Origin of the sequence: uncultured Mucilaginibacter sp., from assembly GCF_903913935.1 — a bacterium.
Classification (GTDB): domain Bacteria; phylum Bacteroidota; class Bacteroidia; order Sphingobacteriales; family Sphingobacteriaceae; genus Mucilaginibacter.
The window spans coordinates 1-2,791 of the sequence record NZ_CAIWNH010000321.1; the positions used below are offsets into that span (position 1 = coordinate 1).

Sequence of the window (2,791 nt, forward strand, 5' to 3'; positions counted from 1 at the left end):
AAGAAGTGATCATCGTACAAATAACCAATAACTTCCGCTAATCAGTGCCCCCAAATCATGAAAAAGGCAAAAGCAAAGATCGATTATAACAATACGGTAATAAAAATCAGGGGGCTGGAAAAGTCATTTGAAGATTATGCCGTATTGCGCGGTATCGACCTTGATCTGTACCAGGGTGAAAACCTGGTGGTTTTGGGGCGCTCCGGCTCGGGTAAATCGGTTTTGATAAAGTTAGTTTCGGGACTTTTAAGGCCCGACGAAGGAAGCATTGAAGTTTTAGGACAAGATGTTTGTAGCATAAGCGAAAAAGAATTGCAGATACTGAGGATAAGGATCGGTTTTTCATTCCAGAACAGCGCCTTGTACGATAGCATGACGGTACGCAAAAACCTTGAATTTCCGCTGGTGCGCAACCGGAAACATCTTACCCGAAAGGAAATTGACAGTGCAGTTGAAACCGTGCTGGATGCTGTTGGCCTCAGCCAAACGCTAAACCAGATGCCTGCCGAACTTTCGGGCGGGCAGCGCAAGCGGATAGGCATAGCGCGCACGCTGATCCTTAACCCCGAGATCATGTTGTACGATGAGCCAACAGCCGGACTCGACCCGATCACCTGTATCGAGATCAATGACCTGATCAACGAGGTGCAGCAACGATTTAAAACATCGTCAATTATCATTACCCACGACCTTACCTGCGCCAAATCAACCGGAGACCGGATAGCAATGCTGATAGACGGCAAATTTCAGCGGGTAGGAAGCTTTGAAGAAGTATTTGATACCAAAGACGAAAGGATAAAACCTTTTTATGATTACAATTTTACAGATTAGACATTCACCATATCATGGATTTAAAGGAAAACAGGAAAGCATTAACGGTTGGCATATTTTTGGCCATCGGGCTTATTATTTTTATACTGGGTGTTTTTACCCTGGGCGGCCAACAAAAAAGTTTTGATAAAAGCATCCGCGTAAGCGCCGTATTTGACGATGTTGCCGGTTTAAAAAAGGGGAATGATGTTTGGTTCTCGGGCGTTAAAGTAGGCACGATAAGTGAAATTAGATTTGTGGGCACTTCGCAGGTTAATGTAAGAATGAAGATAGACCAAAAAGTACAGCCTTATATTCATCACAATTCAGGCGTGCATATCGGCACCGACGGCTTGATCGGCAATAAGCTGATTGTGATTGACGGTGGCAGCCCCCAGGCCCCAGTTGTTGCCGACGGCGATACCCTTCATGCAGTAAAAATGCTTTCAACCGACGACATGCTTAAAACCTTCCAGAAAAATAATGAGAACCTGCTTGCCATCACTACTGATTTTAAAGTATTGAGCCATAATATTTTAAAAGGTAAAGGTACTGTAGGCGCATTGATGGCCGATAGCGCTATGGGGATACAGCTTAAAAACTCCATGCGCAACCTGCAGGTAGCCACCGAAAAGGCGGCTACCCTGGCGGTACAACTGAACCAATTCGGCGATAAACTGAATACCAAAGGAGGTTTTGCAGATAAGATATTAACGGATACGACCACCTTTAACCGCCTGAAAGCAGCCGCTGCCCAATTACAGCAGGCAGCTAATAATGCCAGTACATTAACCAATAACCTGAACAAAGCCAGCAATAAACTGAACACTACCGATAATACATTAGGCGTATTGCTTAACGACCCTAAAGGCGCCGCGCAAGTACAATCTACCCTTAAAAATCTGCAGGAGAGTGCCGTAAAACTAAATGACGATCTTGAAGCTTTGCAGCATAACTTTTTGCTGAAAGGATTTTTTAAGGACCGGGAAAAAGCAAAGGCGGATAGTTTGAAGAAGAAGTGATTGGGGGGAGTCGGAAAGTCCGAAAGAAGAAACAACTTTCCACTCTTCCAACAACTCCTCAACGCTTATTGAAAATCTGCCCGGCCTTGCACTGATCAGGCGTGAGGGTGAGCCAGGTTTTATAGGAAGTATTGAGATACTCCAGCAGGTTAAAATCCTTACTATTGTAAACTTTAATATCCGGGGTATACAAGAGTAAAAAGTTGTCCAGATCGGTGCCTTTTAGCGGCAAATAATGACTGATATTATCGGCCGTAAATATGGTGCTGATCTCCTCACTGAGCATGCGCTGCTGCTCCTTTTCCAGGGCCTTGTTTTTTTTGTTTTCATAGCCCTTGAAATAATGCATCCTTAAAATAATGCCGCCATCAAATTGTTTTTTCAAATCCCGGTGATAAACCATAGTTTGCCCATGAAACTGGGGATCAACATACTGCATGTTTTTAGCGGCCTGCGATGCCTTTGCATTACTATCGGTAACGGTAACCTGTTTAAGTTCCATCCGCTGTGGTTCCAAAAATAGTTCCTTATCGTGCAGATCGGTTAGCAATAAGGTATCAGTTTGATAGCCAAAACTTTTTAAAACAAGTAAGTCGCCGGTTTTTGCAGCAATGCGAAAGCCGCCATCAGGGCCGGTAATTGCTTTTATTTTGTTGCCCAAATTTTCAATGCTTACACCTTGCAGGGCAATACGCGTTTTATATTCAAACACGCGACCATTGAGCATCGTTTGCGCCTGAAGGGTAACAGCACAAAAAACACAACAGAGGGTAATAAATAAGATTCGGCGCATTTGTTAAATATAAATCAAACGCAGGCAATTTAAATGGCTATAACATTTTTTAACGTTTGGGGATTAGAGATTGGAGGCTAGTTAATTGGAGATTAGTTTAAAAAAGAAAAGCCTCCAACGTTGGGTGATGTCAGAAATTAAACAGCAGGGGCGACCCTTGTGGTCG

General features: G+C 43.6%; 3 protein-coding genes. 2 read left to right on the forward strand and 1 reads right to left on the reverse strand.

What is annotated here, in order from left to right:
- Positions 1 to 57 precede the first annotated feature (57 nt).
- A complete protein-coding gene (locus tag QZY09_RS12565) occupies positions 58 to 831 on the forward strand; it encodes an ABC transporter ATP-binding protein (protein WP_295672878.1) in 774 nt (257 codons plus the stop codon).
- Between the two features lie 14 nt (positions 832 to 845).
- Positions 846 to 1,832, forward strand: a complete 987-nt coding sequence (locus tag QZY09_RS12570) for an MlaD family protein (RefSeq protein ID WP_295672880.1) — start codon at positions 846 to 848, stop codon at positions 1,830 to 1,832.
- A 58-nt stretch (positions 1,833 to 1,890) separates the two neighbouring features.
- Here the strand turns inward: QZY09_RS12570 and QZY09_RS12575 are convergent, their stop codons facing one another.
- Positions 1,891 to 2,625 (reverse strand): hypothetical protein, encoded by a 735-nt coding sequence (locus QZY09_RS12575; RefSeq protein WP_295672882.1) that lies wholly within the window; start codon positions 2,623 to 2,625, stop codon positions 1,891 to 1,893.
- Positions 2,626 to 2,791: the final 166 nt, after the last annotated feature.

Excerpts from the sequence above, each read along its gene's own strand:
- QZY09_RS12565 (WP_295672878.1), top strand. The coding sequence starts at position 58 with ATGAAAAAGGCAAAAGCAAAGATCGATTATAACAATACGGTAATAAAA.
- QZY09_RS12570 (WP_295672880.1), top strand. The coding sequence starts at position 846 with ATGGATTTAAAGGAAAACAGGAAAGCATTAACGGTTGGCATATTTTTG.
- QZY09_RS12575 (WP_295672882.1), bottom strand. The coding sequence starts at position 2,625 with ATGCGCCGAATCTTATTTATTACCCTCTGTTGTGTTTTTTGTGCTGTT.